Origin of the sequence: Chitinophaga sp. (assembly GCF_036569185.1) — a bacterium.
Classification (GTDB): Bacteria; Bacteroidota; Bacteroidia; order Chitinophagales; family Chitinophagaceae; genus Chitinophaga.
On record NZ_DATCRD010000226.1, the window covers coordinates 1 to 22699 of the forward strand.

Below are 22699 nucleotides of genomic sequence, written 5' to 3' on the forward strand. Positions count from 1 at the left end.
ACCGCCAATTTGGCGTAATGACCATAGAAGATTATACCGGTAAGTTTGAATTTGCCCTGTGGAGCGAAGATTTTATCCGCTTTGCCCCCTACCTGAAACCGGGCCTTTGCCTGTTTATCAACGGTGGCTTCAAATCCAAACGGTTCAATGATAATGAGTATGAGTTCAAGGTAAGCAGCATCCAGCTGTTACAGGAAGTAAAGAAAACCCATACCAAACAGGTGTTCCTGAACACTATGCCCAAGTTCATTAACCGGGAAACAGTCGACTTCCTGGCAGACAACATCAACCGTTACCCGGGCAACAGTGTGCTGCATGTGCACCTGACCGACCGCGATGATCAAACCCAGGCTAAACTGCATACTTTTAACCGCAATATTGAGATGAATGACGAGTTGGCCGGTTTCCTGCATAAACAGCCGGATATCGATGTGTATATAGAGATAATCAATAAGTAAGATGTCAGAAATGCAGTAATTTGCACTCGGATCGAGATTTGATCGTAATAATACAAATCATAAAAATCAAAACAATCGTTAAATAAAACATTTTAAAATCAAAGAATATGGCTTTAGAAATCACTGATGCGAACTTTGAAACGGAAGTTCTGAATTCCGATAAATTAACTGTTATTGACTTCTGGGCAGAATGGTGTGGCCCTTGTCGCGCTATCGGTCCCGTAATTGAGGAACTGTCTAAAGATTACGCAGGTAAAGTAAATATCGGAAAAGTTAACGTGGATCAAAACCCACAACTGTCTGTAAATTACGGTATCACCAGTATCCCTGCTATCCTTTTCGTAAAAGGCGGCCAGGTTGTTGACAAACAGGTAGGCGCTGTGCCTAAATCCGTACTGGATAAAAAAATACAGGCCAATATGTAATTTTTATAAAAACTGAGTTTTGAAAGCGCTCCGGGTTGTTCCGGGGCGCTTTTTTTTTCGCCTTCGGCGATGAAATTGTCTTGGAGCAGGATTACGCTGATTATACTGATTACTCTGATTTTTATTGGACGTTTTGTTGCTTTTAGCTTTTCTAAAAAATAATTAAGGAAGATAAAAGCTTGTATCTTACTTAATACTTATCCAGATTTTTAAGATAAAATCAAAGTAATCAGTATAATCAGCGTAATCCTGAGTCAGACAAAATTCGCATCGCCGAAGGCGATTTTTCGCGTATCTTCAAGCCAAAATCTACTTTTTTGCGTCACTATTTCCTTGCCCTGGTTACCTTTTTTTACTGCGTCACCGCTATCGCCCAGCGTAAATGCGGCACCGCCGAAGCATTACAACAGCGGGTAAAAGTAATTCCTTCCCTTCAGAAAATTATAGTGGATAACGAAGCCCGGATGATGCAGGGCCAGCAACGGCAGCAGCTCCGCGCTCGCGTGGAAGCCGTCCCGCAAACCGTCACTATTCCGGTAGTGGTACATATAGTGCTGGATAACCCTGCGCTGGTAACAGATGCACAGGTAGCCACACAAATAGAGGTATTGAACCGCGATTATAACGCCCTGAACCCCGATATTTCCCAGGTACCCGCTGTATGGCAGTCAATCATAGGTAACAGCCACATTAACTTCTGCCTGGCGCAAAGAACACCCGGCGACGAGCCTACCAGCGGCATTGTAAGAGTACAAACAGCCGCCGGCCAGAGCTTCTCCATCAGCAATGCCGCTGCCGACGCCAAATACAACAATACCGGCGGCTCCGATGCCTGGGATCACAGCAAATACCTCAATATCTGGGTTACCCGTCTTTCCGGCAATTATCTTGGCGTAGCTGCCCCTCCGGGCACCGGCTACCCGGTAGAACAGGAGGGCGTGGTGGTACAATACACCGCTTTTGGCACCACCGGCAGCGTGAGCGGTACCTATAACCTCGGCAGAACCGCTACCCACGAAATAGGCCACTATTTTGGTTTAAAACATATTTGGGGAGATGATAACGGCACCTGCGATATTGACGATGGCATCACCGATACGCCCCCACAGGGAGATAATACCTACGGATGCCCCACTTTTCCCCGGCTCGATAACTGCACCCGCACCGCACCCGGTATCATGTTCATGAACTATATGGATTATACCGACGACGCCTGCATGCATCTTTTCACCGCGGGTCAGGTAAACCGTATGCGCTTTGTACTGGAAAATATTACCGCCAGCCTGATCACCTCCAACGGCTGTGTAGCCCCTTCCATGGCTGATAACGACGCCTCTCTGCTAAGCATTAGTGCGCCCGACGGCAAAATATGTGATAACCATATTACGCCGGTGGTTACCCTGCGCAACCGCGGCGCCAATACCCTCACCGCTGTGAAGATCTGGTACCAGGTGAACAGCGGCGCCCTTACCGGTTACGATTGGACAGGCTCCCTGGCCAGCTTACAGCAAACCTCCGTTACACTGCCATCCTCCAATGTGGCCATAGGCAACTATAACCTAAAAGCATATACGCAGTCGCCCAACGGGCAACCCGATGGCAACATTAGCAACGATACTGCAAATATCAGTTTCCGTTATGACGCAGAAGCTATATTGCCTTTTGAAGAAGGTTTTGAAAACGACAGCTTCCCGCCGCCGGGCTGGGACCTCTATAACCCCGACCGCAGCTTCACCTGGGAGCGTATCCGTAATGTAGGCAGGAACAGCAGCGCCTCAGCCCTGGTACGCAACCTTGGATACAATACCAACGACCAGACAGACGATCTCATTACGCCTGTTATTGATCCGCAGGGCGCTGATTCTGTATTCCTCTTCTTTGATGTGGCTGCCGCCGTATTTACCGACCCTGCCTCCACCGGGAATGCATGGGATACCCTGCAGGTACTTGTTACCAGCGATTGCCGCGAAACAGGCCAGGTCCTCTATTCCAAATGGGGCCCGAACCTCATCACACGCCCCACTGCCATACAAACAGAGTTCACTCCCACTGCTACGGAATGGCGCCGGGATTCTGTGGATCTAACTGCTGTTAGTCATAAAGGAAAGTTCCAGGTAGCCTTCAGAAATATTTCAAATTCAGAGAATAACATTTATATTGATAATATTAACATTGTTACAAAGCCGGTTAACCAGGTACTCCGTGAAAAAGGAATACTGGTAAATCCAAACCCTACCACCGGCGTTGTCTGGATCACTTTCCTGGAAGTGCCGGAAGACCTGTTGCAGGTGTCTGTTTACAATATACAGGGACAGTTTATTATGAGCCGCCCGGCAGCTGCCATCGGTGCAGGCAACCGGCTGACCTTTAATTTGGTAAATGAGCCAAATGGTGTTTATTTTGTAAAATTAATTTACAGGAACAGGGCCAACACCATTAAATTAATGAAAGTAAGATGACGATGAGACAAGATTATCCGGCTATTCAGACGCTCCTTCAGCAACCCAACCTGGACGCAGCTTTAAAGCGTATTGCAGAAAAGATCCTCCAACAGGAAAGAATTACACCCGCAGAGGGACTGACCTTATTTGAAAAAGGCGATATCGGCTTTGTAGGTGCATTAGCCAACCTGGTACGGGAACGGATGCATGGCGACAAGACTTACTTCAACCGGAATTTCCATATTGAGCCGACCAACGTTTGTGTATTTACCTGCCATTTCTGCTCCTATTCCCGTTTGTATAAAAACAGGGAAGACGGATGGGAACTGAGTATAGACCAGATGATGGACATTGTTAAGAAGTACGATAACCAACCCGTTACAGAAGTACATATTGTTGGCGGCGTACATCCTAAAATGCAGCTCGACTTTTTCGTGGAACTGATCCGCAAAATAAAGGCACACCGACCGGATCTCCACATCAAAGGATTTACCGCCGTGGAACTGGATTACATGTTCCGCAAAGCCAAGGTAAGCATAGAAGAAGGGATGCGCATACTCAACGAAGCCGGCCTCCAATCCATGCCAGGCGGCGGCGCTGAAATATTTGCCCCCGAAGTGCGCGCTAAAATATGCCACGATAAAGTAGATGCCGAAGGATGGCTGGCCATTCATAAAGCAGCCCACAACCGCGGCATGCATACCAACGCTACCATGCTGTATGGCCATATAGAATCCTTTGCCGACCGCATAGATCATATGGAACGCCTGCGTACCCTGCAGGACGAAACCGGTGGCTTCAATACTTTTATCCCGCTTAAATTCCGCAATAAAGGCAATGATATGTCCAATATCCCGGAAACTTCCATCGTGGAAGATCTGCGACTGTACGCCATTGCACGTTTATACATGGATAACTTCCCCCACCTGAAAGCCTACTGGCCGATGCTGGGAAGAAACACCGCGCAACTGACCCTGTCTTTCGGCGTGAACGACCTGGACGGCACCATAGATGATACTACCAAAATATACTCTATGGCCGGTGCTGAGGAACAGAACCCTTCCATGAACACCGCCCAGCTGACCATGCTCATCAAACAGGCCGGCAGAAAACCCGTGGAAAGGGATACCGTATACAACGAGATCAGGGATTATACAGATGTGGTTTTTTCAGACGAAGAACTGCTCACTAAATAGGATCACTGCTTATGCAATTACACCTGAAATGTATATTGATAGCCAGTTTGTATGCAGCCGGCTGTCACCAGAACAACAGTAATAACAATAACGGTTCCGCTGCCTCCGATACAGGAACAGCTGCTACGGCCACTACAGAAGTTACTGGTGAAACCTCCAACGGTATTGAATTCAAAAAGCAGGGCACCCTGGCATTCGTTTCCAAAACCGGTGCTGATACCCTGCGGAAAATCGATATCCAGCTGGCGCAAACCGATGAGCAGCGGGCCGACGGGTTAATGTACCGTAAATCCATGACAGACGACCAGGGCATGCTTTTTATTTTCCCTGATATGGAAGAACGCGCGTTCTGGATGAAAAATACCTACATCTCCCTTGATATTATCTATATAGCAGATAATATGGAAATCGTGTCTATCCAGAAATATGCGACTCCCCTTTCGGAAGAAAGCCTTCCTTCCTTCAAAAAAGCGAAATATGTGCTGGAAGTGAACGGTGGCTTCTCCGATAAATATCATATCAAATACGGCGATAAGATAACTTACCAATAAAAAGGAAGCCCTGGCAGACGCCAGGGCTTTTTTGCTCTATGATACATATTTGATCGCTAACACTAATAGCCTCTTTTATACGCCAATTGTCGTATTTATCACATCCAGTATGTGCAGCTGCGTTTTTCCCGCAGGCACTTCCCAATCTATTACATCACCGGTGCTGTAGCCCAGCAAGGCCGTGCCTATGGGAGAAAGGACCGATAATTTGCCCAGCTGTAAATTGCTGGCAGCCGGCAATACCAGCTGTACGTTTCTGATAGCCCCACTACGCTCATCCCTGAACCGCAGGGTAGAGTTTACCTGCACCACATCGGCAGGTACCTTACCTTTCCTGATAGTGGCCCTGTCAAGCTCTTCTCTCAGTTTGTCCGTCCCCGGTGCGTGATAGCACAGGGTTTTAAGGATTTCGTAATCATGTTGGGACACAATGATCTGTTTCTTTTTCATGATAACCGGGTTTTAAGTCAGTTGTTTACAGATGGCCCCGGGTACAGCAACGCGCCTGCTTTGCTGTTATGATCCGGGGTATATATTTCTTCATAAGATCGTATATCCGTTCTGGTTACACGCCTGTACAGGGCGGCCGGAATTGCCCACCGTGCGATCCGATGATTCATAAAACTGATTTTATAAGATTGTTTTGGAAATACTAATGGAATAAAACTACGCAGATGCAGTTATTCCCCCGGGTACAACACTTTATATGCTAAAAGTTGCCCGGGCTTAATTGTTGAAGTCTTTGGGGCAGGATAAGAACGGCAAAAGGAACCCGCTCGTGCATTTGGAAGCACGGGGTGTATTGAGTAAGGGTAATATGTAATTTGCCGGATGCAATTAATGAATAATTGTATCCGGCAAATATAAGGCATTTATTCACAACAAAAGGTTAATTCGCCAGTTCACCCGCGGTGAAAGGCTTCTGGCGGCCATTGTACAGCTTTCTCACCTGCTGGATATCAGCAGCGGTTACTTTATCGGCTTTATTTTTCCAGGCGCTGCGCAGGAACGTGAGCAACTGTGCAATATCTGCATCGCTGAATTCATCACTGGCGCCGATGCCCGGCATATCGCCGTTTATTTCCGGCGCCTTGTACATTTTTCCGTGCACTTCCACCGGCCCGGTGAGGCCGAATAATACGATAGATATGAATGCTTTCTTATTACCGTTTACCCAGTTGCTTTCATTCAGCGGCGGCGCCATGGAGGCAATGCCTTCCCCGCTTTTACCATGACAGGTTTGACATACGGTATTGAAGATCTTATACCCTCTTGGCAGTTCTTTCCGCAAAGCTTCCATCTTTTTGGCGTTGGCTTTACTGTCCATGTTCTTCAGCACCTGTTGCAGCTGGCGGCGCAATACCAATGCGGTATCCGGGTTCCAGGCAATTACCTGTTTGAGCAACGCTTCTTCCCTGTTGGTGGCGTTGTTTACCAGCGCGGCCGCCACATAACGGTCAGGCGCATACGATTTTATCATTTTGTCTTCCAGGCGGGTGGCGGCTGCTTTATCCAGTTTTCCTATTGCCGGTAATATATAAGTTACCGCCGGCGCCAGGTAAGGGTTGTTTGACAAAGAGTCGAGCGCTGCTACCGTTGCCTTGATACTGTTGCTGTTCAATACGGAGGGCAATGCCGCCAGTCCCTGCATTTTCAAACCGGCATCAGGTTGCTGCCAGATCCAGCTGATGTCTTCTGCAGTGAGGCTGTGCAGCCCTTCCAGGGTCCAGAGGGCATGTATCCGGGTGAGCGGATGGGCGGCGTCTTTAAGCATGGTCCTCAGTTCAGGAGCCATGGCTGTTAAGTGCTGATCAATGATGAGTTGCTGCGCTTTATCTCTCAAAATACCATTTTCATTACCCAGCATTTTACCGAGGAAAGCAGGCGTAAGTTCAAACGTTACCGGCTGGGGCTTGCTACCGGTTGGAATGATCCGGTAAATACGGCCGCAGTTCAGTGGCAGCGTAAGGTTACGCATCTTTATTTCATTCTTCAGGTATTCAGTAAGGTAGGTTTTATGCTGCAGGATGCCGCGGTACATATCGGCAATATACAATGCCCCGTCAGGCCCCGTGCGCAGGTCTACCGGGCGGAAACGCTCATCGGTACTGGCAAGGAACTCCTTTCCTTTATAGGCCTGCACACCTTTTACGATATAACTGCTGTCTGACAAAATATTCCTTTTGATCAGGTTGGCGGAGGGCTCTGCTACAAACGCATTGCCAGCATAAGCAGCCGGCAGCAGGTTACCGCGATAGATCACAGGGCCGCAGGCCGCCGTGAAATTCACCAGTCGCAGGCTATCATCCAGCGTGCCTTTCTGGTAACCCCGGTTTACGCCGGGCGTGGGATGAGCGGGATAAGTGCGGTTATCGGGCACTATTTTCTGATCGAAGCCCGCTGCACTATTCTGCTGGGGATTAGTGCCGCCCAAACCAGGGGGAAAGTAATCGCCCAGGAGGTTTTCGGAGTTGTTATTATAATAAAGGCGGCCGTGATCATCCTGGGTAATGCCCCATTGGCCCCGGAAATGAGTAGGTTCTTTGAGCCATTTATTCCCTTCCTTACGGTAACGCCTATCCGATTTCGCGTTGTAGATCCAGTTATCCATCGCGCGCAGCAGGCCATTGGGCTGGTGCTCCACGTTTCCGCCGGCGGCGTATTGATCATCCACCAGGGTTTTCTTCCCGGGCTTATCACCATTATTTTCTATAAACCACAGCTGCGGAGGGGTAGCCACCAGCACGCCGTTCTCTATCAGGCATATGGCTCTTGGCAGTACCAGTGAATCAAGGAAAACGGTTCGTTTATCCATCACCCCATCACGGTTGGTATCTTCCAGGATCACTATTTTTCCATCCGGTTTATCTTCCCCGGTGCCGGCGGTATCGGGCATAAAACCGGTCATTTCCACTACCCACATGCGCCCGCGCTCATCGAACGACATGGCCACAGGCGCCACCACCATGGGTTCCGCGGCTACCAGTTGTACTTCCAGTCCTTTATCGACCTGCATCTGGCCAATGGCTGCTTTGGCATCCAGTACGGGCGAGTTGGCAAACTGCTCCCGCATGGCAATAGAGTCTCTTTTGTGCTTGTCGCCGTCTTTGGGCTGATTCCCTTGTCCACAGGCAAATAGAGCCAGGCATAACGTGGTGGCTAAACGAAAATGAATACGCTGCATTTGGTTTATCATTCGATTGCGAAAGCAATAAAAATACATTTCTAAATATATTTTTCCCGAAAAATTATATGAGTGAAAGATCAACTATCTGCACCACGTTAAAAAAACTTATCTTCGTCGCTTCATTGCATACATTTTACGATTTATTTGCATTTATGGAACGCTTTCAGGGCATCATAGGCATTGTACTTATTTTGGGTATAGCCTTTCTGTTTTCCAACAACAGAAGTAAGATCAATTACAGGCTGGTATTCAGCGGTATTGGCTTACAGGTATTGATCGGTTTACTGGTATTTAAGGTGCCCCCTATTACCTGGTTCTTCCAGCGGGTAGGAGATGCAATGGGGAAGCTGGAAGCCTTTGCCCGTAAAGGTGCGGCCTTTGTGTATGGTGGTATTGGCGTGTCCCAGCCCGATGGTACGGGATTAAAGGATTACGCTGCCGGCGGTTTTGTATTTGCCTTTAACGTAACGGCCACCATCATCCTGGTATGTGTGCTGGTAGCGGTTTTATATCACTATGGCGTCATGCAGCGCGTAGTGGCGGTGATTGCCAGGGCTATGAATTATGTGATGCGTGTTAGCGGTGCGGAAGCGCTGAGCAATGTGGCGAGCGCATTTGTAGGCCAGGTAGAAGCGCAGGTAATGATTCGCCCGTACTTATCAAGTATGACCAGGAGCGAGATCCTGGCTTCTATGAGCGGAAGCCTGGCCTGTATTGCCGGCGGTATCCTGGTGGTATATGTGAACATGGGATTACAGGCAGGATTGCATATTGCTCCCTTCCTCATCACGGCCAGTCTCATGGCGGCGCCGGGCGCACTGGTGATCTCCAAGATCGTTTTCCCGGAAACGGAAGAAAGTGTGACCATGGGCCGCGTTAAAATGGAAGTAAAGAGTAATTATACCAATGTAATAGACGCCATTTCACACGGCGCGGGCGATGGTTTTAAGATAGCCATGAACGTAATTGCCATGTTGATCGGGTTTATTGCTTTCATTGCGCTGATCGATTGGATCCTGATCCATATTGGTCACATTTTCAATCCCAATTTCAATCTCAGCCTCGACTGGATCTTCGGAAAGGTGTTTATGCCAATGGCCTGGGCTATGGGCGTGCCACAGGGAGATGTACAGAACGTTGCTACTCTGCTGGGACAGAAACTTACCATCAACGAATTTGTGGCATTTAAAAGTCTTACTGATAAAACCGTTCCGGTGCTAACCTCAAAAGGCATTGCCATTGTTACCATTGCCATTGCCGGCTTTGCCAACTTCAGCAGCGTAGGTATGCAGATCGGCGGCATTGGGGAGCTGGCGCCCGACAGGCGGTCCGACCTTGCCAAGCTGGGGCTGAAAGCCTTACTGTGCGGCACACTGGCGTCTTATATGTCCGCTTCCATCGCGGGGATATTGATTTAAACGCCTTCGGCGTTTGCGGATTTTGTCTTGGAACACTGATTACGCTGATTATAATGATTACAGGAGTTCTAACTTGTGTTTTGTTGTTGTACAGGATCAGGATAGTTTTACTAAATATCTGATTTAAAGTAACTAAGGGAGATATAAGCGGATACCCGCTTTTTATCTCCCTTAATTATTTCAAATTCAAAAAATAAAATCAAACTAATCAGTATAATCAGCGTAATCAGTGTTCCAAGACAAAATCCGCTTATAAATAATTAAGGGAGATATAAGTGGATACCCACTTACATCTCCCTTAATATTATAAGCAAAATGCAAAAATAAAATCAAACTAATCAGTATAATCAGCGTAATCCCGGGTCAGACAAAATCCGCACGCTGAAGGCGTTACTCCAAACGCTTCACAAGACCCGCCTGTACAGCAGCCCATTCCTGGCCCTGCCCTGCTTCTTCCCAATAATTCTTCATTTCGGAAGCAGCTACAATTTTGTTTACAGCGGCAATTGCCTGGTTCCTGAGTGCGCGTGTACCGATGAGGTTCAGCACATCCAGCTGATCCAGCGGATCTTCGGGAAAATCTTCACTGGGGCGACCAACCAATGCTGCCACCAGTTCTGCAGCGGCCAGTGCCTCTTCGCAATCCGAAACTTCCAGTGTTTCGATGTTATTGATGATACGCGCCAACGTATCAGCCACCAAACCACCGTCTTTATTATCGATCAGGTCAAAAATCCAATCCTGTGATCCATCATTTTCAAAATTCCTGGTGCCCCATGCGCCCATAGTGTTTACGTTTTTTTATTTTTTTAGAATAAAGAATAAAAGTAATGAACTCTCTTTACAACAACCAAACCAGGTGGCTAGTTTAAACTCCTGAAATCTACCGGAACCAGTTTGCTTACACCCGGTTCCTGCATGGTTACGCCATAGATCACGTCTACAGCGGCCATTGTTTGTTTGTTGTGTGTTACAATAATAAATTGTGAATTATCGGAAAACTTCCTGATCATGTTGGTAAATTTACCCACATTGGCATCATCCAACGGGGCATCCACCTCATCCAGGATACAGAATGGCGCCGGTTTGATCAGGTAAATAGCAAACAGCAATGCCGTAGCCGTGAGTGTTTTTTCACCGCCGGATAACTGTGTAATAGCCGCCGGGCGCTTACCTTTTGGCTTCGCGATAATTTCAATACCGGTGTCTGCCAGGTTTTCCGGATCACTCAGGATCATATCGCACTGATCTTCTTCCGTAAACAATGCTTTAAACACCCGGATAAAGTTCTCTTTTACCTGGTTAAAAGTATCCAGGAATTTCTGGTTAGCGGTTGACTCCACTTCCTGTATAGTAGCCAGCAGCGAGTCTTTCGCATTAACAAGATCCGTTTTCTGCTCCAGGATGAATTCGTAACGTTTCTTCATTTCCTGGTAAGCTTCAATCGCGGTAGGGTTAATTTCCCCCATATTTTCCATGCGCTTTTTCAATCGCTCGGCACTGCCGGTCAGTTCTTCCACCGACAGCTCGGAGCTGCGCTGTTCATCAATGATTTCATCGAGGTTCACCTTAAACTCCACGCTGAGCCTTTCCTTCATGGAGGTAAGCTGCAGTTTCAGTTCGTTCACTTTATCCTTGATGGTATTCAGTTGCTGTTCCAGTTCCTGTTTGGCGCGCTGTTTCGTTCTCAGCGTGGTTTCCAGTTCCTGCAGGTGGTTACGGAAGTTGTAGTATTCCTGGTCTTTTTCGTTGAGGGCTTTTTCTTCTTCTTCACGCTGGCGGAACAATTCCACGAGGCCATCATCTGCATGACTGAGTTTATCTACCGCAGCGGCAATATTCGCCACTGCGTCTTCCAGTTGCGATTTGTTGCTGGTGATCTGCACATGCAGGTCTGCCAGTTGTTTGCGTTTAAATTCCAGTTCCTGTTTGAGGGCCTGTACTTTACTTTGCTGACGGGTATGTTGCAGGTTCTGGTTATTGAACTGCACCGTAGCCATATTAAACTGCTGTTCTGCTTCCTGGGCCGTTCTGTCGGCATCAGCGATGCTATCCTGCAGTTCATTCACCCTTTCATTCAGGCTTTCCAGTTCATCTTTTACGCCGGAAATACTTTCCTGGTTGGTTTCCAGCGATTGCTGCATTTCCTCCAGGCGTTTGTCGCCGGCTTCAATCAGGTGATGGAAGTTTTCAATCCTGTTCTGCAGGCCAAACAGCTGGTTGCTCAGCTGGTTTACCTTTTCCCGCGCAGTATTGATATTATTTTCATTTAACTGGCTGTTATAGCCTAATACTTCGTCGTGTTTGCTTTGCAGTGCAACTTTCAGGCCGCCTACCACACTTTCCAGGTCTTTGATTTCTGTTTCCAGTTTTTCGAGGTTCTTGGCCCGGCCCAGTTTCTTGCCTTCGAATAATCCTACAGAACCTCCGCTGATATTATATTTGCCGCGATGCATACGACCGGATTTTTCCACCAGCAACATTCTTTCGTCTGCTATCTGGCTGAATTCCAGTCTTGTAAGGTCTTCCCCGATAAACACTTTGCCCAGGAGATGATGTCCAAGCCCCCTGTATTTTTCCTCGATCTCCACTACTTCCAGCGCCGGGATAGTGCCAGCTGGCGCCAACAGCGGTGAATAATCTGTACGGAACTGATCGAGGATAAAGAAATTAGCCTTTCCTTTTTTGTTACTGTCGAGCAGTTGGATGGCCTGTACCGCTTCCTGCACATTATTTACCACGTAGTAGCTCAGGTAAGGTTCCAGCAGGTTTTCCACGCAGGTGCGGTATTCTTCCTTACAGAAAAAGATATCGCTGAGGATGGGGGCATTATTGTTCCAGTCGGGATTTTTCTTGAGGAATTTGATACTCTCGGGATAGCCTTCCAGGCTGTCGACCAGCGATTTGAGCAGGTCGAACTCGTTCTTTTTGGCATCGAGGGTACGGTTTTCATCCACCAGTTTATCACGTAGCCCTTCTATATCGGATTGGGTGGCGAGGATTTTACTTTTGGTTTCTTCCTGGAAACGGACCATGTTTTCCAGTTCCGTTTTGCTACCGGTCAGTGTTTGCTGCAGCGCCTCTTTTTCTGTTTCCAGCTGGGCGATCTGTTGCTGGCGACTGGCTTTTTCTTCCTGGAGTTGCTGCATACTGCGTTGCAGGTTCATTACGGAAGTATCGGCCACGGCTACTTTCTTTTCCGCCTCAAACTGCTGGCGCTGCCAGCGTTGCTGATCGTTGCGCAGGGTTTCGAGGGCTTGTTTCTTTTGATGGAAGCGTTCCTTCTTTTCCTCTACCATATCGCGGAGGGTGTCCAGTTCGTCTGCCATTGTTTCAAACACTTCCCCTTCCTCTTCCACCTGTTTCTCGGTAAATTCAATAGAGGTGGTTAGTCCCTGCAGTTGTCCTTCTGCATTATTGAGGAAGTCGCTGATATTTTTTTCCCGCTCGCGCAGATACGTGAGCTGCTGCGTAGCGAGGTTCTTATCATTTTCTTTGGTGCGGATGGTGGATACCAGTTCATTAAAGGATTTCTGCATGGTTTGCAGCTCCCTTTCCTTTGCCACGAAATGCAGTTTATCCTGTTCCACGGCTGCTTCTGCGCTGAGGATCTCTGTTTCCAGCGCCAGTTTGCGGTCGCTTTCATTCTGCTGGGTGTCCGACAGTTCTTTGAAAGTAACGTTAAAGCCTTCCAGGGCGGCTTTCGCCAGCTCTATGCTGATTTCGCGGTATTCCTTTTTCACCTCGTAGAAGCGTTCCGCCTTACGGGCCTGGCTTTCCAGTGTTTTGAGGTTGTTATTGATTTCAAACAGCAGGTCCTCAATACGGTTCAGGTCACCTTCAGTGGCGTCCAGTTTGGATTTGGCTTCTTTTTTCCGGGTTTTATAGATGGAGATGCCGGCTGCCTGCTCCAGCATACGGCGACGGCTGTTTTCTTTGTCTTTGATGATATCATCCACCATGCCCAGCTCAATGATAGCATAGGAATCGGTACTTACGCCCGTGTCCATGAACAGGTTATGGATATCCTTCAGGCGGCAGGCCACGTCGTTGAGACGGTACTCGCTGTCGCCGTTCTTATAAAACTTACGTGTAATCGTCACCGTGGTAAATTCGGTGGGTAGTACGTTTTTCGTATTCTCGAAAGTGAGACTAACCTCCGCCATACCGCTTGCGGAGCGGCTTTTGGAACCGTTGAACACAAGTCCTGCCTGGTTATCAGAGCGGAGGTTGCTGATTTTGTGCTCGCCGATTACCCAGCGGATGGAGTCGATGATATTACTTTTGCCGCAACCATTTGGCCCAATCACCCCAGTGATGCCTTCGTCGAACTGCAAAACGGTTTTATCTGCAAAACTTTTAAAGCCTTTAATTTCTAGTGTTTTTAAGCGCACGTCGTACTCCGAGGTTTTTTAAGGCGTCAAAGATATAATTTTACCCGAATCAAAAAGTAATTTAAGTGAGATGCAATAATATACAGTAATTATTTATACACAATCACTGCTCATTTGCCCCTGCCCGCAGCACGCAACTAAAGTCTAAAAGACTGGTTATAAATATAGTAAAAAGAACAATTACAATTTAATTCACTGTTAGAAAATTACGCGGATTTTGTCTGACTCGCTGATTACCCTGATTTCGCTGATTTACCTGATATATTTTTCTGAACCCTGCATCAAGTTGATGTCATTTAATATGATATAATAATATAATGCAATATAAAAACTCCGGTAATCATCATAATCAGCGTAATCAGTGTTCCAAGACAAAATCCGCTTACAACAACAAAACGCAGGTAAAAAAAATTCAGGGTAATCAGCGAGTCAGACAAAATTCTCGTAATCAACAAAATCATCATAATCCTGAGTCAGACAAAATCCGCTTATCTTTGCGCCATCAAAAACCCATTGACGTTTGCGTACAGAACAGCAGATCAACAATATCAAAAATTTTCTTTACAGTTATCATTTCAGCAACGGTATGCGTACCACGATCAGTGTGGTAGTACCTTCGCTGGTATTCGCCTGGTTTGATATGCTGGACCTGGGCATCGCGGTATCGATGGGCGCCCTGTGTACGGCTCTCAGCGATGTACCTGGTACCATTGTGCATAAACGGAATGGCCTTATCATCAGTACCATCCTGATCTTCTTCACCGCGCTGGGTACGGGACTGCTGATCCCCTATGCCATCCCGATGGCCCTGTGGATAGGGATCTGTTGTTTTATGTTTGCCATGCTGCTGGTGTATGGCAACCGTGGTGGCAACATTGGTACCGGCTGCCTGCTGGTACTGGTGTCTATATTGGGTGAAACGCAGCTGACCCCGCAACTCACCCTGCTGCATGCTTCCATGGTGCTGCTGGGCAGCATCTGGTATGCTGTACTGGCGCTTATCCTCTGGCAGATCCGCCCTTATCTTAATGTGCAGCAGGCGCTGGGCGATTGTATCCTCCAAACGGCCCGCTACCTTGAAGTAAGGGCCAACTTTTATACCCCTGGCATCAACGTAAACGAGAACTATAAAGCGGTATTGGCACAACAGGTGATCGTCAACGAAAAACAGGAAAATGTACGCGAGCTGCTGCTGAAAAGACGGTCCGCCCAGCAAGGCACCACCAGCCTGAACAAAAGCATGGTGCTCATTTTCCTGGATATGGTCGATCTCCAGGAGCAGATCATGGCCTCCCAAACGGATTATAACGCCCTCCAGGCGGATTTCAAAGACGAAGCCATCCTCGAGAAATTCCACTATCTCATTATGGAGTTCGTCCACGAACTGAAGAATATAGGTCTGGCCGTGGCCGCAGGCCAACGCTCCCTGCCAAAGGCCAACCTGAAATTTGAAATGGAGAAGGTAAAAAAGGCTATCGCCGATATTACCCTGAAACTGCCTACCCTCAAAGAAAGAACCCGCACCATCCCGCTTACCAACATCCTGCAGAACCTGCAGGATATGGCCCAGCGCGTTTATAACCTGCACCGGCTTACCCGGCTGGAGCGACTGAAAGACGAATCCATAGATCCGAAACTGGAGCTGTCCAAATTCACTACCCGGCAGAAATACGATTTTGAAACATTCCGTGACAATCTCACGTTCAAATCACAAATTTTCCGTCACTCTATGCGCGTGAGCCTGGCCACAATGGCTGGTTACGGGCTGGGGATGGCCCTTCACCTGGACCGTATCTACTGGATCCTGCTTACAGTAGTGGTGATCCTGAAGCCTGGTTTTGGCCTCACGAAATCGCGCAGCATACAGCGTTTAATCGGTACCGTTACCGGTGCGCTGTTTGCCGCCGGCCTGCTTTATATTACCCATAACAACACGGTGATCTTCGTGGTGATGCTTATCTGTATCCTCGGGGCATATAGTTTTATGACCATCCAGTATACGCTCAGCGTGTTTTTTGTAACGCCGTTTATCATCTTCCTGCTGCACTTCCTCCACCCTGCCGACCTGTACAACCTGACCCAACGGGTACTGGACACCTTCATCGGCGGAGGCATTGCCTTCTTTGCCAACATGCTGCTGTGGCCTACCTGGGAACATAATTTCCTGCCGGATTACATGAAAAAAATGATGGAAGCCAACCGTAAGTATTTCGAACTGGTAATGCGCGCCTATTCCAATGAACAGGTATCGGTTACCGATTTCAAACTGGCCAGGAAAGACGCTTACGTAGCCGCTGCCAATTTGATGGCGGCCTTCCAGCGCATGTTGTCTGAACCTAAAAGCAAACAAAAGAACGCTTCTGAAGTATATCACTATGTGGTGCTGAATCATACACTTACGTCTCACACAGCCACCCTGGCTGCCTACAGCCTGCATCACGGGGTACAGTTCCCCCGCCCCGAATACCGCGAGATCACGGATTACCTGCTCCATTATATGGACCAGCTCATACTCATGACAGACCCGGCCACCGGCGGCAGCGCACAACCTTCGCCACTGATCCATGCCTTCGACCGGCTGGATGCCCACCTGGAAAGCCTGGTACATCAGCGCCAGCAGGAAATCAATGACGGGAAAGGCGCCACACCTGTGCGCGACGAAATGCTGGAAACCAAACAGGTGCACGACCAGCTAACCGCCATCCTTTCACTGGTAAAAGACATGAGCAAAGCGCTGACACAAAGCGCGTAGCGGAGGGATCGCCTTCGGCGATTGTCTTGGAGCAGGATTATGATGATTATAATGATTAATTTGATTTTTACTTTTGATTTTTACTTTTGATTTTTACTTTTGATTTTTACTTTTGATTTTTACTTTTGATTTTTACTTTTGATTTTTACTTTTGATTTTTTGTTGTTTTTTTCAGGTTTTGAAAAAATAATTAAGGGAGATAAAAGCAAATCTATCTGCTTCTATCTCCCTTGATATTTTATAAAATCCAAAAAAATAAAATCAAACTAATCAGTATAATCAGAGTAATCCTGCTCCAAGACAATCGCCGAAGGCGATCCCCTCCGCTTCCGCTCACTCGCCCAGGATGGTGAACTGGTCGGTTACCGGTGTGATGGCGCCCAGCACGCGGTCGAAGAAGGCGGGGCCTTCCTGGGCGTACCAGGGCAGGAAGTTTTCCTTGCGCTCCTGCAGGGAACCGGCCGGGAACAACTTATTCTTAATCTGGCGGATCTGGTCTGTTTGCCAGGCGAATTTCTTCTTTTCTGCGCGCAGGAATTTATGTTCCAGCTTACCGATGGATTTCAGCGCTTTCTTTCTTTCAGATGCTGTGGTGGCAATCAGTGTTACATCAATGCTGCGGGCCTTTTCTTCCAGCGCATCAAACAATTGCTCGATGGCGGAGTATTCATCTTTCAGCACCAGCGAAGCATTGGTGTGGCGCTTCACATAATCATTCACAATATCTTCCGTTCCCTTGAAAAGATCATTGGTACTGAGTCCCAGCTTAGTGATGCGTTGCCGGGATATTTCATCGGTAAGCAACAGGGAATTGCGTAGCAGCAACACCGGGAAAGGCACTTTATAGTGTGCAAAAAGTCCCTTTAACTCCAGCCAGTAGGCTATTTCACCACCACCGCCAATAAAGGCAATGTTTGGCAGGATCGTTTCCTGGAACATACCCCGCAAAATAACATTAGGGCTAAAGCTTTCAGGATGCGCTTCCAATGCGGCTTCCAGGGAGGCGGTGTTGAAAGTCAACGAGGTGTGTAATACTTTCCACTGGTCGCCGTCCCGCACAATGCGTTCCCTGAAGCCATCCTGTAAATAAAAAAGATTTATTTCACGTGGATTGGCCTGTACTTTATAATGTTCTCCCAGCTTTTGCAGCGTATCGCTTACAATAGCATGCGATGCCTGGTTAAACAATTCATCCTTTATAACGGGAAGGTATAAACGTTTTAATGCAGCGCTGTCGGGCACCAGTGTTACCAGTCCGAACCGGCCAAACAACGCATGTACCAGGTACAGCGTGGCTTCCTGTATATTAGCGTGCTCCAGGTAGGCCTTCTCCAGGAGGCTGATCAGTTCTTCGCTGTGAGGTGCATATCCCAACACTTTCTTCACTTCGGCAATCAGCGCTTCCAGTCCATCTGGTTTCATACGGCCTACAGCTCCCTGCTGGGTAGTGTTCCAGGTAATGGTTTTTCCCTCCAGGTAGATGCTGCCCAGTTCTTCGAGGTCGGCATCTTCGCTGCCCATATAATATACCGGCACAAAATGATACTGCGGGTATTGTTGTTTCAGTTCACCGCAAAGCTTAATGGTCTGCAGGATCTTGTAAACGAAGTAAAGATAACCCGTGAAAATATTGGGTTGATGCGCGGTGCATACGGTAAAGGTAGTGGGTTGCAGCAGGGCTGTAATATTATCCTGTACTGCCTGTACTGGCTCAAGGCCTGCATATTGCTGTTCCAGGGCTGCTACCAGCGCGGCGCGCGGCGTGTTGAACTGCTGACGGGCGGCGATGGCGGCGCTAAAATCCGGATGTACAGGGGAATAGGTATAAAATGGTCTGATCTGCGGACGTTCTGCTAAAAAATCTGTTACCAGCTGGTTAAAATAACCAGTTTTCCCATAAGGAATATATTCGGGCATATTGAGTTTCGAATTACAAATTACCAATTACAAAACGATGCAGTGCCAACACATCGAAATTTTTGAATGTACGAAGTTAGGTAATTAGTCGATTGGTTGATCAGAATATTGGTTGACCGGCAATCACCCTGTTTCTTTGGCGCTTGTTTTGACAGCTATATGCAAACAACCGTGTTAGCATCATGAAGGTAGCAATATTATCGCCGGTGGCCTGGCGCACGCCTCCCAGGCATTACGGCCCCTGGGAACAGATGGCATCCAACCTGGCGGAAGGGCTGTTAGCCAGGGGAATGGAGGTAACCCTTTTTGCCACCGCCGATTCGGTAACTTCCGGTGTCCTGGCGGCCATTTGCGCCAAAGGATATGAGGAAGACCGTGAAGCAGATGCCAAGGTAAACGAGTGTATGCATATCAGTTACCTGATGGAGCAGGCCCGGGATTTTGATATCATCCATAATCATTTCGATTTCCTTCCCCTCACCTATTCCCGGCTCATCAAAACACCGATGGTAACTACCATTCACGGGTTTTCTTCCCATAAAATATTACCGGTATACCAGCGGTATAATGATATAGGAAGATATGTGTCTATCAGCAACGCCGACCGCCATGCATCGCTGCATTACATGGCCACTGTGTATAATGGGATCCGGACAGATGATTTTGCCTTTGAGCCTGCGCCCGACAGCTACCTGTTGTACTATGGCCGCATTCATCCTGATAAGGGCGCGCACGACGCTGTACAGATAGCCCTTCACTCCCGCCGTAAGCTGATCATAGCGGGCATCATCCAGGATGAAGCCTACTTTAATGAGAAAGTAAAACCTTATATAGATGATGAACAGATCATTTTTATCGGCGCTGTGGGCGGGGAAGAACGCAGCCAGCTGCTGGGCAAGGCCAGCGCCCTGTTGCATCCCATCTACTTTAACGAGCCTTTTGGCCTGAGCGTGGCGGAGGCCATGCTTTGCGGCACGCCTGTTATCGCGTATAACCGTGGTTCCATGCCGGAACTGATCCGCGACAGGGAAACAGGTTTCCTGGTGAACAATTTACAGGAAGCCGCTGCCTGTATAGAAGATCTTACGCTGATCAACCGCCAGCACTGCCACCTGCATGCGAAAAGTAATTTCAGCGCGGAAACCATGACCATGCAATACATCGATGTATATAACACTTTATAACAGTTATACACCGTCTTCCTTGATCTGTGTGAGCAGTTTTTCGAGCTTAACAGTGGCGAAGCCTGAAGCATAGTCTGACAGACCATAAGGAATGATCAGTTCATCATTATGGATAATAGATCCGCAGGAGTACAGTACGTTGGGCACATATCCTTCCCTTTCGTCTTTGTTGGGCATCAGCAACGGTTCGCGTAAGCGGCCTATTTCCTTTGCAGGATTCTCCAGGTCCAGCAGGCTGGCGCCAATACAATAGGTACGCATGGGGCCCACGCCATGTGTGATCACCAGCCAACCGTCCGGGGTTTCTATAGGAGAACCGCAGTTGCCCACCTGTACAAATTCCCAGGCATACTTAGGCGTATGAAGGATCTGCGGGTTTTCCCATATATTAATTTTATCAGAGTACATGATATACCCGTTGATACCATCGATCCGGGAAATCATTACGTACTTGCCATTGATCTTACGGGGAAAGAGCGCCAGGTTCTTGTTCTGCGCTCCTTCTCCGTAAAGCGGCATGATCTTGAAGTTATAGAAGTCTTTTGTTTGCAGCAGCTTGGGCTGAATAGTGATACCATCATAGGCCGTGTACGTGGCGTAATAGGTAACGCTGCCGTTTTCGCTGGTATACTTTACAAAGCGGGCATCTTCAATACCCCTGCTTTCTGCTTCTGAATAAGGAAAAATAACACGGTCGGACAGGTCGGTATCCAGTGAAAAATTCAGCTCGTAATAGGAATCGGCCAGCCATAGCACTCTTTCCAGGCCTTTTTTAAGGAGATGATCTACCTGGAAGCGCTGCTGCATTTCCCGGATCACCTTTTTCAGGGCGAGGTATTCAAACTGGTCCGGCAGGGAGTTCTGTATTTCACGCATCACGGAATCCGGCAGGCGGATGGATACGGCATTCTGAAAGAACGTTTGTTTATGATAGAGCGAGTTACGGATGATCTCCGCTTCATCTACATAATTGCCGGGCGCTATCAGTGAAATTTCGTTGTCCTTATCTATGATACCCGAGCGGAAAGCAATAGAAGATACGTGCCCTTCGCCTACTGCACGGAAGCTCATGATCACGCGTTTCTGTCCTTCTTCCAGCCCGCTCTGGTCTACATCTTCCACAAGAGACGGGTTGAAGAAAGCGGCTGATTCTATGGAGTACTCATTGGTGAAATAAGAACCGGTGAGCAATTTGCGTTTGTGTGAGAGGGCTTCGTAATCGATCTGCAAACCGGGAAACAGGTGTCTCAGCCGGTCTGCATGCCGCTCAAATATCCTGGTAATGTTCCGGTGACGCCGGGAAAATTCTCTTAGTATAGGCATGATCGTTACATCCACTTCAGCATCGCTCATGGCGGCTACCTGTTGAATGATAGACTTGGCCCTGGCTTCCCCGTTAAAAAAAAACCTGGCTACTACCCTTTTAAGATCAGGATAAATTTTGGTACTCTTCCGCTCTATAGACAATCGCATGGTTATCTTGTTTGTTAAATACTGAATCCGTCTTCCAGGACAACTCCTTTTTTAACAACAACAATGCCGTCTTTTACTGTATATTTTTCAAAATCCCCGTCTGCTAAGTGTTTCCCACCGTTTATATGTACGCCGTTACCGATGCGGCAGTTTTTATCGATGATGGCGTTATTGATCACGCAGTTTTCACCTATTCCCATGAGGGGCCTTCCTTCTGCGCGGGACCTGCTTATTTCATCCAGCGTTTCATAGTAATCGCTTCCCATGATATAGGCATTGCTGATTTCGCTGCCTTTACCAATACGGGTGCGGATCCCCACCACTACTCTTTCCAGTTTGTCTGCCATAATAATACAACCATCTGCGATCATTGTTTTCTCCATATGGCCGGAAATTTTTGTGGGGGGCAGCATACGGGCGCGGGAGTAGATGGTTTGCGACTCATCAAAAAGGTTGAATAAAGGGATTTCATCGGTAAGACCGATATTGGCTTCGAAGAAAGACTGGATATTACCGATATCTGTCCAGTAGCCTTCATACTGATAGCTGAAGATCCTGCGTTTATTTTCGATGGCCTGCGGGATGAGTTGCTTACCAAAGTCCGCCGCTTCCGGTTGTGCATTCAGCATATCGAACAGCACCTGCCGGCTGAAAATATAAATACCCATACTAGCGAGGTATACCCGGCCTTCTTTCTGCATTTCCTCGCTTACTTCCGATGCCCATGGCGGCAGCACTGCCTGGGAAGGTTTTTCTGTAAAGGAAACGATGGCGCCCTGTTCATCTTCCTTTAAAATACCAAAATCAGAAGCATCCCTGGCGCTTACGGGAATGGTGGCGATAGATATTTCCGCACCGGTGTCTATATGGTGCTTTATCATCTTCCTGAAATCCATCTGGTACAACTGGTCACCGGACAAAATGAGTATATATTCAAACTCAAAGTTCTCCATGTGGTGAAGGCATTGTCTTACAGCATCTGCCGTACCCTGGTACCAGGTGGGATTATCGGGGGTTTGCTCCGCTGCCAGTATATCTACAAACCCCTTATCAAAGTTGCTGAAGTGATAGGTGTTTTTAATATGCTTGTTCAGGGAGGCGGAATTGAACTGCGTTAATACAAAGATGCGGTTCAGTTCTGCATTCAAACAATTGGAGATAGGAATATCCACCAGTCTGTATTTACCTGCCAGGGGCACCGCTGGCTTGGAGCGGCGACGGGTAAGCGGATACAGGCGGGTGCCGGCCCCTCCTCCGAGAATAATGGATATTACATCGTTCGTCATAATGGGAATTGGTTTTA

At 47.8% G+C, this 22699-nt stretch carries 16 protein-coding genes; 8 read left to right on the forward strand and 8 right to left on the reverse strand.

The window, feature by feature from the left end; genetic code table 11:
• From VIM72_RS16860 to VIM72_RS16880, 5 genes are all read left to right on the forward strand, one after another.
• Positions 1-458, forward strand: a 458-nt coding sequence (locus tag VIM72_RS16860; protein ID WP_332004000.1) for an OB-fold nucleic acid binding domain-containing protein, incomplete at its 5' end; no start/stop codon positions are given.
• 107 nt (positions 459-565) lie between these two features.
• The gene (gene trxA / locus VIM72_RS16865; protein ID WP_079472839.1) at positions 566-883 is read left to right on the forward strand and encodes a thioredoxin; all 318 of its coding nucleotides are present in this window, start codon (positions 566-568) and stop codon (positions 881-883) included.
• 317 nt (positions 884-1200) lie between these two features.
• Positions 1201-3342 (forward strand): M43 family zinc metalloprotease, encoded by a 2142-nt coding sequence (locus VIM72_RS16870; protein ID WP_332004001.1) that lies wholly within the window; start codon positions 1201-1203, stop codon positions 3340-3342.
• Positions 3339-4520: an aminofutalosine synthase MqnE gene (mqnE, locus tag VIM72_RS16875; RefSeq protein ID WP_332004002.1), complete on the forward strand. Its 1182-nt coding sequence runs from the start codon at positions 3339-3341 to the stop codon at positions 4518-4520. Before VIM72_RS16870 ends, mqnE begins: the two co-directional genes overlap by 4 nt.
• A gap of 11 nt (positions 4521-4531) precedes the next feature.
• Positions 4532-5071: a DUF192 domain-containing protein gene (locus VIM72_RS16880; RefSeq protein WP_332004003.1), complete on the forward strand. Its 540-nt coding sequence runs from the start codon at positions 4532-4534 to the stop codon at positions 5069-5071.
• Between the two features lie 75 nt (positions 5072-5146).
• Here VIM72_RS16880 and VIM72_RS16885 read toward each other — a convergent pair whose 3' ends face one another.
• The 3 genes from VIM72_RS16885 to VIM72_RS16895 all read right to left on the reverse strand — a co-directional run bounded on the left by VIM72_RS16885 (position 5147) and on the right by VIM72_RS16895 (position 8255).
• Positions 5147-5521 (reverse strand): GreA/GreB family elongation factor, encoded by a 375-nt coding sequence (locus tag VIM72_RS16885; RefSeq protein ID WP_332004004.1) that lies wholly within the window; start codon positions 5519-5521, stop codon positions 5147-5149.
• 17 nt (positions 5522-5538) lie between these two features.
• Positions 5539-5691 (reverse strand): hypothetical protein, encoded by a 153-nt coding sequence (locus VIM72_RS16890; RefSeq protein ID WP_332004005.1) that lies wholly within the window; start codon positions 5689-5691, stop codon positions 5539-5541.
• Positions 5692-5960: 269 nt separating this feature from the next.
• Positions 5961-8255, reverse strand: a complete 2295-nt coding sequence (locus tag VIM72_RS16895; protein ID WP_332004006.1) for a DUF7133 domain-containing protein — start codon at positions 8253-8255, stop codon at positions 5961-5963.
• A gap of 155 nt (positions 8256-8410) precedes the next feature.
• On the opposite strand from VIM72_RS16895, the gene VIM72_RS16900 reads away from it, so the two are divergent.
• Positions 8411-9676, forward strand: coding sequence for a NupC/NupG family nucleoside CNT transporter (locus tag VIM72_RS16900; protein WP_332004007.1), 1266 nt, complete (start codon positions 8411-8413; stop codon positions 9674-9676).
• Between the two features lie 390 nt (positions 9677-10066).
• On the opposite strand, the gene VIM72_RS16905 is transcribed toward VIM72_RS16900, so the two are convergent.
• The gene (locus VIM72_RS16905; RefSeq protein ID WP_332004008.1) at positions 10067-10462 is read right to left on the reverse strand and encodes a DUF4259 domain-containing protein; all 396 of its coding nucleotides are present in this window, start codon (positions 10460-10462) and stop codon (positions 10067-10069) included.
• A gap of 77 nt (positions 10463-10539) precedes the next feature.
• Positions 10540-14070: a chromosome segregation protein SMC gene (gene smc, locus VIM72_RS16910; RefSeq protein ID WP_332004009.1), complete on the reverse strand. Its 3531-nt coding sequence runs from the start codon at positions 14068-14070 to the stop codon at positions 10540-10542.
• A gap of 520 nt (positions 14071-14590) precedes the next feature.
• Here smc and VIM72_RS16915 point away from each other — a divergent pair.
• A complete protein-coding gene (locus VIM72_RS16915) occupies positions 14591-16822 on the forward strand; it encodes an FUSC family protein (protein WP_332004010.1) in 2232 nt (743 codons plus the stop codon).
• A gap of 333 nt (positions 16823-17155) precedes the next feature.
• Here the strand turns inward: VIM72_RS16915 and bshC are convergent, their stop codons facing one another.
• A complete protein-coding gene (gene bshC, locus VIM72_RS16920; protein ID WP_332004011.1) occupies positions 17156-18739 on the reverse strand; it encodes a bacillithiol biosynthesis cysteine-adding enzyme BshC in 1584 nt (527 codons plus the stop codon).
• A 182-nt stretch (positions 18740-18921) separates the two neighbouring features.
• On the opposite strand from bshC, the gene VIM72_RS16925 reads away from it, so the two are divergent.
• Positions 18922-19923: a glycosyltransferase family 4 protein gene (locus VIM72_RS16925; RefSeq protein ID WP_332004012.1), complete on the forward strand. Its 1002-nt coding sequence runs from the start codon at positions 18922-18924 to the stop codon at positions 19921-19923.
• Positions 19924-19926: 3 nt separating this feature from the next.
• Here VIM72_RS16925 and VIM72_RS16930 read toward each other — a convergent pair whose 3' ends face one another.
• Positions 19927-21396, reverse strand: coding sequence for a glycoside hydrolase family 130 protein (locus VIM72_RS16930; RefSeq protein ID WP_332004013.1), 1470 nt, complete (start codon positions 21394-21396; stop codon positions 19927-19929).
• 14 nt (positions 21397-21410) lie between these two features.
• Positions 21411-22682 carry a glucose-1-phosphate adenylyltransferase gene (locus VIM72_RS16935; RefSeq protein ID WP_332004014.1) on the reverse strand — a complete coding sequence of 424 codons (1272 nt, stop codon included), beginning with the start codon at positions 22680-22682 and terminating at the stop codon, positions 21411-21413.
• Positions 22683-22699: the final 17 nt, after the last annotated feature.